The following is a 411-nucleotide window of genomic DNA, read 5'->3' on the forward strand; positions in this document are numbered from 1 at the left end:
GGGGGCCCGCACAAGCGGAGGAACATGTGGTTTAATTCGATGATACGCGAGGAACCTTACCTGGACTTAAATGTAGATTGACCGGTTTAGAAATAGATCTTTCCTTCGGGACAATTTACAAGGTGCTGCATGGTTGTCGTCAGCTCGTGCCGTGAGGTGTCGGGTTAAGTCCCATAACGAGCGCAACCCCTATCGTTAGTTGCTAGCAGGTAATGCTGAGGACTCTAGCGAGACTGCCACCGTAAGGTGAGAGGAAGGTGGGGATGACGTCAAATCAGCACGGCCCTTACGTCCAGGGCTACACACGTGTTACAATGGCAGGTACAAAGGGCAGCTACATAGCGATATGATGCTAATCTCAAAAGCCTGTCACAGTTCGGATTGGAGTCTGCAACTCGACTCCATGAAGTC

1 rRNA gene is annotated in these 411 nt (G+C 50.9%); it reads left to right on the forward strand.

The annotated features are described in order from the left end of the window. Positions 1–411: ribosomal RNA gene (locus EDI28_RS26555) — 16S ribosomal RNA — on the forward strand; the annotation flags it as partial.

The organism is Photobacterium chitinilyticum, assembly GCF_004104355.1.
In the GTDB taxonomy this organism is placed as follows: Bacteria; Pseudomonadota; Gammaproteobacteria; order Enterobacterales; family Vibrionaceae; genus Photobacterium; species Photobacterium chitinilyticum.